Origin of the sequence: uncultured Cyclobacterium sp. (assembly GCF_963976465.1) — a bacterium.
Taxonomy (GTDB): domain Bacteria; phylum Bacteroidota; class Bacteroidia; order Cytophagales; family Cyclobacteriaceae; genus Cyclobacterium.
Genome location: NZ_CAXBOC010000273.1, coordinates 1 through 7,503, shown reverse-complemented (window position 1 = coordinate 7,503; position 7,503 = coordinate 1). Strand labels below are relative to the sequence as shown.

The window sequence follows — 7,503 nt, the reverse complement described above, 5'->3', positions numbered from 1 at the left end:
ATGATGGAGGCGATCCATGACTGACTGGTGGTTTTTAGCCTGGCTCTGATCCTGTTCATTCCGTAAGCATTCTTCGCCTGCCCAAACTTGCCTTCAATCGGGTTCCTCTCTCCTGGTCTTACGTGTTTTTCCACTGCCTGGGCACTGGGCCTGCCCAATGGTTTGGCTGCGAGTTTTATCCCTTTTTCTTTCAGCCAGTTCCTGTTTTCTCGGCTACAATATAGTTTGTCTGCTAGAACCTTTGCAGGGTAAAAGCCGAACCTTTTTCGGTAATTTTCCACATAATCCTTAAGGTGAGTTCCTTCGTTGTAAGCGTCCCAGGATACCGTGTCCAAAAAGGAATACCCTTCTATTAAACTCAGGTGGATCTTGGCTCCAAATTCGGTCTTTGCCCTGGACTTTCCCCTTACGATAGGACGTACGTGGGGTTCGTGGATACTTACAATCCTGTCGGCTACTTGATGGCTTCTGCTTTCAAACATCCCGAGTTGTTGTTTGTAAAGCGTCTGGATGATCCAGTACTTCCGCTGAAGCTTATGCTCAAGGGGGAAATTCTCAAAGTCGTTTAGCTGTTTTTCAATTGTCTTAAAGTTCCTTCTAAGGTATTGAAGCTGTGATTTTACCCCTTTCCGGATTGTCTTCTTTGATGGGTTTTTATTCTGGGCTACCTTCAGGTAGGCTTTGCGAGCATTTTGCCGGTAGGTTCTTGGTTTCTTTCCCTCCTTTTTCCTCTGGTGAAGCACATCTATGATCTCTTCTGTGATCTCACGGGCTTTGCTCAGCAGGTGGTGATCGGTAGGATAAGCGATATCCTGGGGACAGACTGTGGCATCATAAATGACATTGCCTCTGTTTTCAGGATCTCCGTCGGGAGTGTCATCACCGCTATTTTTCTTTCTGGTATTCTTTTCCTCTTTTTTGGCTGACCTTTCCATAGAAAACTCGTGGATCTTTTCATTCATCTCCCCAAGGAGTTGATGACCTAGCCGCTTTCTGATATCTACAAACAAAGAAGGATCAAAGGGTGGTTCTTTGATATAGGAACTGTAGCCAAGAAAATACTGTAGATACATGTTTTCTGTAATCTGCGATACTGTTTCACGGTCGTCAAGATTGAGAATATGCTTTATTATTACCGCACCGATAAGTACACGAGGGTTTAGGGCAGGTCGTCCTGTCTGTTTTGGGGGATTGCGTTTATTGAATATGCCTACAAGATGATCCCAAGGTATCTGCTCACTAAGCACAACCCATCGGTTATTCGGATTAAGCTGGTTGTAGAAAGGAGTCTCAAACCCGGAAAATGAAAGCTGGGTGGGGCTTGAATATTCGCTGCGTGGTGCACGCCTTTTGGAGTTCTTTTTCATAATCCCTTGCACTTGTACACCTTTAAAATCGGAAAAAATCTCCTAAATACCCATAATTTTAGCAATTTTATAATTTATCAGCAGACCCTAGTTATAGGCAGCTCTGGCAAGTAGAGCGCACCTTCAGAATAACAAAAACTGATCTGAAAATCAGACCAATATTCCATTATAAAAAAAGAAGGATTGAGGCTCACTTAAGCATTGCCTTTGCTTCCTGTAAGCTTTATAAAGAGTTTGAAAGGCAATTAAAGGAAAAAGGAATAGCTTTTAGTGCAGAAAAAGCCCTGGATATACTCAAAACAATTTTCGGGATTATCTTAAAACTCCCTTCAGGAAAGGAGAAAATAATGCTTTTAGATAAAACTATTGAACAACAGTCAATTTTAAAGCACTTTTCCTGATTTTAGGTGTCCCAATGATGAAGACAGGTGGGAGTGATTCATAAAAAATGGGGCTCGGTTTTTTTAATCCGAGCCCCATTTTATTTTAATTAGATGCAAGCTTATCAAGGCTCGAAAGGCGTAATCAGCTCAAAAATTTCCAGCGATTGCCTATTGCTTAACCTTAACCTATTGATTATCGGCAGCTTTCAATTGATTCAATACCTTTTTAAGCGTTTGGGAATCGTCTTTATAAGGACTCAGGTCAAAGATTTTCACACTTTTAAAATCTATCGGGTGGCTTTCACTCTGTAGGCTAATATAACCTTCAGAGATAAGCTGGCCATCTTTCTTGACTTCAGGATTATGGTTGCTTACATTGCCACCACCCATTTGAGGCTGTAAGTAAGTAAGTACAGTGTCACCTTCTATGATATGGTGAATTATTGAATCACCCAAAACCAGAAAGTCGGCAGTTACCCACTGATCACCATGGTAGGTTTTTGAAGAGGAGTTTACACAATGAGGTGTGAAAAGTTCATCTCCCATCACCACATTGGTTCCGGGGGTACATAAGTTACTGGTGGTTCTGGGGTTTTCGCCATCTCCTCCCAAAAGTTGGCCTTCTATGGAAATGGGGAAGTCTTGATCTTTCAGCATGGTTTCCGGGTCTTGGCCATGGAGCATTACACCGGAATTTCTCAAGGCCCATCCTTCGCCACCCGGGGCTTGTTCTCCAACAAACCTGTACTCAACCCTGTATAGGTAATATGAAAAAGGCTCATCATAAAAGATATGCCCATACTGCTGGTCAAAGTCTTCATAACCGTCATACCTTACTTTTAGTAAGCCATCTTCCACAGAAAAGGTGTTGGCATAATTCTCGTCAAGTTCATGTTTGGCTATTTTTATGCGCCAATTGTCCATGTCTCTGCCATTAAATAAAGTGAGCCATCCATCTTTGATATTTACAGATTCACTTTTGTTGGATCCTGAACAGGAGGCCAGTAATGTAGCAAGGATGATTAGTAATGGCAGGACTTTCAGTAGTTGTGTTTTCATCAGGTTATCGGAGTATATTGTTTTTTTAATTTTTTGCTAATTGAAGTTTAAGTACTTGGGCTTGATTACTACCCAGAGGTACTGTCTTGGGGTTTATCAAACCGTAAAAAGCCTGTCCTTCTTGCTCAAAATTTAGCAGGAAGAGTAAGTTAAAGGGCAGTTCAATTGGGTTTGACCAACCGGTCTCATCATTGTAAACCTGTAATTGTTTGCCCGGAATCTTTTTATCTAGGCTTGGTTCTTTTAATAAGCCGTCTATATAAACCGCGGCAAAGCCATTTTTAAGTGCAAAAAGATTGGTAATTTCACCTTCTACTAATACAGAACCATCATTACCCAGAGGAAGTTTCTGGCCTTTGATTTGTACAAAGTCCTCTGATTCTAAAGGTACACTGTTTACCCATGCGCCTTTATTTGCCAGATCATATTTACTGATCAGAGGTTCTTTATTGAAAACAAAATACAGCGAATTGCCTGAAATACTAATTAATGCTGTAGGTGGTTCAAAGTGAAGGCTCTCTTGATATTGGCTTTCCGGAGAAAGTTTAAGAAAAGGAGTAGCCTCTCCGGTGCTGGGGTTTAATTTTTCCAGTAAAAAGTTGTCTCTGTAATAGCCTAAATCATAGGGGCTTTTGTTGTCTCTTCCCGGGTAAAACAACAATAACTCATCCTTATAGATGTTAATTGCATTTTGGTTTCTTTTGAGGTCAAGCGATCCATTGGGAAAGGGCATATTTGCTTTTTTTATCAAATTCAATTGATCGTCAAGTAAGCCAATTTCACCTCTAATAGATTTGGCGAGGATGTTTCCATTTTCTATTATTTTCAAACCATTAACATAGTACAAACCGCTGTCCCCCTTTATAGGGATTTTGTTATTGGCCAATACATTTCCTGAACTGTCAAATTTCAGGTATTCACCGGTTTGATAATTGTAAATTAAGCCTGTATGGTGAGCATAGGTGCCTGCATGAATATCACCAGCAAATGGAATGTTTAGGGTGTCTAAAACCACCAATTCATACTGATCACCACTACTTTGAAATAGATTGCATGAGCCACTTAAAAGGGCAATAACTAAAATAGGAAATAGGTAGGTTTTAACTTTCATCCTGAAATTTAAGGGCAATTTTCAGCCTTTTCAAGTTTTTTGTTTAAAGTAATTTTTAAAATTCATCAAAAATATAGACTTTACCTTTATCTTCAAATTTATGTTTCTATAAAAAGACCTTTCTACTATCTTTAGCTTTGCTTAGCAAAATAAGTTTGATACTTTATCGATCAATTAACAATTAATAATGAATAACCAAAGAAGACATTTTATTAAGTCCAGTGCTTTGGGTGCAGCAGGTATATCTTTAATACCTTCGTTTGTCCTTGGAAACCAGACCGGACATGTTGCACCAAGCGAAAAAGTAAACCTGGCCTGCTGTGGCATTGGTCATAGGGGAGGAGAGGTTGTCAAATCTTTACATGCCACCGGTTTGGCAAATGTAGTGGCACTATGTGATGTGGATATGGGTGCCGAACATACAGTGGAGGTAATGAAAATGTTTCCGGACGTCCCTAGATTTAAGGATTTTAGGGAGATGTTTGATAAGATGGGCAAAGATATAGAGGCTGTTTCTGTTGGAACCCCGGATTTTTCTCATTTCCCAATCACCATGTTGGCCATGTCTATGGGAATTCATGTGTATGTGGAGAAACCCATGGCCAGGACTTTTAATGAAGTTCAGCTGATGATGGATGGTGCGAAAAAGTACAATGTAGTTACTCAAATGGGTAATCAAGGCCACTCAGAAGCCAACTATTTCCAATTCAAAGCTTGGAAAGAAGCAGGAATTATCAAGGATGTTACTGCCATGACTGCTCATATGAATGGGCGAAGAAGGTGGCACGGATGGGATCCTAATATTCATTCATTCCCTCCAAAACAACCGATACCATCTACTATGGATTGGGATACATGGTTGGGAACTTCTCATCATCACGATTACCATGAAGATTTGGTCAATGGCCAATGGAGATGTTGGTATGACTTCGGTATGGGAGCTTTAGGTGATTGGGGCGCTCATATTATGGATACTGCACATGAGTTTCTGGAGCTGGGCTTGCCTGAGGAAATCGTTCCTGTGAGATTGGATGACCACAATACTTTCTTTTTTCCAATGGAATCAACCCTGGAATTTAAATTCCCCAAAAGGGGGGATATGCCGGCAATGACCATTACCTGGTATGATGGGCAGAATAATATCCCTCCGGTTCCGGAAGGTTATGGTGTTTCTGAGCTTGACCCCAATATTCCACCTCCAAGTAATGGCCAGTTGCAGCCTGCAAAACTGAATCCTGGAAAAATTATTTATGGTGGAGACCTTACCTTTAAAGGTGGGTCACATGGAAGCACCCTTTCCATAATACCTGAGGAAAAGGCAAAAGATATGGCCGGCCAATTACCAGAAGTTCCGGAAAGCCCTTCCAATCACTTTGCCAATTTCCTGAAAGCGTGTAAAGGTGAAGAGAAAGCCAGATCTTCTTTTGATATTGCAGGGCCCTTGAGTCAAGTATTTTCTTTAGGAGTGCTCTCCCAAAGATTAGGTGCCAAATTGGAGTTTGACAGAAAAACCAAGCAAGTCACCAATCACGCCCTGGCCAATGAGTTGTTGGCAGGAGTTCCTCCTAGAAAAGGATGGGAAGAGTTTTATAAACTTTAGAAGCCACTTTAAGCAAGAGATTCTTGGAAAAGAATTTTAACTTTTAAATTTGATTCTGATAAGAAAGCAATTTAATTGCTACTTATCAGAATCATTTTTCTTTTGTAAGAAAAAAAAGATGCTTAGGGTGAGCGATAGGGTATTGCCCGGAACCAATGTTAAAGTAAAAAGACCATTTCATGTTTAAGTTTTTAGACCAAGTCAAAAAGTATTTCGGAATGCGGGAGGGCTATTCGTTCATTTTATTTGGAATCGCCTCCATGCTTATTGTTGTTCTGCTATTGGGATTTTCCGGTCGACAATCTTCAATGGTCAAGAAACCAAATGTCGTGATTATTTTTGCAGATGATATGGGTTATGGGGATATACAATCTTTAAATCCCTTGTCCAGGATAAAAACACCCGCAATTGATGAGCTGGTAAATTCTGGGATTACATTTGAGAATGCCCATGCCAGCGCATCTGTATGTACCCCTTCAAGGTATGGTTTGCTTACCGGAAGGTATGCATTTAGAACACCGGCAGCCGCAGGTGGGATTGGTGGTTTTACACCTTCAGTTATAGAAAAAGAAAGGCTTACCCTTGCCAGTATTTTAAATAATGCGGGCTATAATACAGCCATTACAGGCAAATGGCATTTAGGTTTAAATTGGGCTACCAAAGATCAAAATATAGCCCAAATAGATGCTACTACGGGCTTTTCCAATGTAGATTATTCTTCTCCGGTAAAGTCCGGGCCAAATGATTATGGCTTTGATTATTCTTTTATTCATCCAGCTTCATTGGATATCCCACCTTATGTTTTTCTTGAAAATGGAAAGGTGGTGGATCCTAATATTATTTTGACAACAGACGTTTACCCCATAAGGAAAGAAAATACTGAGTTTACTTGGGACAAAAAACACAGTGACGACAAAGCTGTTTATTGGGAAAAAGGTGTTTGGTGGAGGTTAGGAGAGATGTCCGCCTCATTTAAGGTAGAAGATTGTCTGGAGAATATTGTAGCACAGGGAGAAAAATTTATTGGAAAACAAAGTGCTGAGAGGCCATTTTTACTTTATATGCCATTGACCGGTCCACATACCCCTTGGTTGCCCTCTGAAGAAAACAAAGGTAAATCTGGTGCCGGATTGTATGGTGATTTTGTCATGGATATTGATCAGGTTGTAGGCAGAATTAAATCAAAATTGAAAGAAGAAGGTTTATTGGACAATACCCTTATCATATTTAGTAGCGATAATGGCGCTTATTGGCCGGAGGAAGAAGTTCTTTTGCATGGACATGATTCCAATAAAGGGAGTAGGGGGCAAAAAGGAGATGTTTGGAACGGGGGTCACAGAGTGCCTTTGGTAATTTCTTGGCCAAATGGCATTAAAAAGAGCAATACCTATAAGGGGTTGGTGAGCCTAACCGACATCTATGCAACCTTGGCAAGTTTATCCGGTGAGAAGATACCGGCAGGCGAGGGTATTGACAGTAAAGATTTTGGAGATGTTTTGACGGGGGACATGTCTTTTACCAGCCGAAATAATATGGTACACCATTCGTCTGCTGGAATGTTTGCCATTCGTGAAGGCGATTGGAAATACATTGATGGCCTGGGTTCGGGAGGTTTCACTTATCCGGTTCGATTAAACCCCGATGAGAAGGGGCCCGTAGGCCAATTGTACCAATTGAATAAAGATCCGTTGGAAAGCACCAACTTATTTGAAGCATTCCCGGAGAAGGTTGATCGGATGAAGCAAAATTTGGAAGAAATTAAAAGAGCAGGGGAGTAGGTTTATTCCCGCTCTTGTTCAAAGACAAAAACCCCTTTTTTATTGGCCACGATAATGTCCATGAGGCCGTGCCCAAAAAAGTCTGCTACAGTTACTTGTACTCCCACGCCTGAATCCAGGTCGATGGTATGCTTTATCCACTTGGCTTGTGTGCCGGGTTGAAACTCAAACCAAGCCAGTACCGGTGGTTCATTGCCTCCCGGGT

5 protein-coding genes and 1 pseudogene are annotated in these 7,503 nt (G+C 41.0%); 2 read left to right on the top strand and 4 right to left on the bottom strand.

All coding sequences use genetic code 11. The features are described 5' to 3' along the window. The 3 genes from AAC037_RS15125 to AAC037_RS15115 all read right to left on the bottom strand — a co-directional run. Positions 1 to 1,367, bottom strand: a 1,367-nt coding sequence (locus AAC037_RS15125) for an IS5 family transposase (protein WP_339903764.1), incomplete at its 3' end; no start/stop codon positions are given. A 569-nt stretch (positions 1,368 to 1,936) separates the two neighbouring features. Continuing rightward, positions 1,937 to 2,809: a DUF1080 domain-containing protein gene (locus tag AAC037_RS15120; protein WP_339903763.1), complete on the bottom strand. Its 873-nt coding sequence runs from the start codon at positions 2,807 to 2,809 to the stop codon at positions 1,937 to 1,939. A gap of 25 nt (positions 2,810 to 2,834) precedes the next feature. Continuing rightward, a complete protein-coding gene (locus AAC037_RS15115) occupies positions 2,835 to 3,920 on the bottom strand; it encodes a hypothetical protein (protein WP_339903762.1) in 1,086 nt (361 codons plus the stop codon). A gap of 187 nt (positions 3,921 to 4,107) precedes the next feature. On the opposite strand from AAC037_RS15115, the gene AAC037_RS15110 reads away from it, so the two are divergent. Together AAC037_RS15110 and AAC037_RS15105 are read left to right on the top strand one after the other, a co-directional pair. Further along, positions 4,108 to 5,520 carry a Gfo/Idh/MocA family oxidoreductase gene (locus AAC037_RS15110; protein ID WP_339903761.1) on the top strand — a complete coding sequence of 471 codons (1,413 nt, stop codon included), beginning with the start codon at positions 4,108 to 4,110 and terminating at the stop codon, positions 5,518 to 5,520. 179 nt (positions 5,521 to 5,699) lie between these two features. After that, positions 5,700 to 7,298 (top strand): arylsulfatase, encoded by a 1,599-nt coding sequence (locus AAC037_RS15105; RefSeq protein ID WP_339903760.1) that lies wholly within the window; start codon positions 5,700 to 5,702, stop codon positions 7,296 to 7,298. A gap of 2 nt (positions 7,299 to 7,300) precedes the next feature. Here the strand turns inward: AAC037_RS15105 and AAC037_RS15100 are convergent. Then, positions 7,301 to 7,503, bottom strand: a pseudogene (locus AAC037_RS15100) (VCBS repeat-containing protein); the annotation flags it as partial.